1 pseudogene is annotated in these 222 nt (G+C 24.3%); it reads right to left on the bottom strand.

Going from position 1 to position 222, the window contains the following annotated elements:
• Positions 1-203, bottom strand: a pseudogene (locus HMPREF2782_RS04480) (sensor histidine kinase); the annotation flags it as partial.
• Positions 204-222 lie beyond the last annotated feature (19 nt).

Here is a 222-nt window from a genome sequence, read left to right as displayed (position 1 = left end):
TCTTTGGCTTCTACTATTTCTATAAAAAGCTTATAAATTTTATCTTCCAAAATTGAAAAATCATCTTGCTTCATTGGGATTTTATAATTTTGATTTTTCATGTTTTCTATTAAATCTATAAGCTCATTTATCCTATTTTTCTTTCTTTTTTCTAAAAAATAATAAAGAAGCCCCAGACTTATTATCCAAAATATATATAGCATCTCAATCCATCCTATATCC

It is taken from the genome of Anaerococcus sp. HMSC068A02 (assembly GCF_001811125.1).
Lineage (GTDB): Bacteria > Bacillota > Clostridia > Tissierellales > Peptoniphilaceae > Anaerococcus > Anaerococcus vaginalis_C.
Note: the sequence above shows the minus strand (reverse complement) of the source record. Positions and strands in the feature narration are given on the sequence as shown.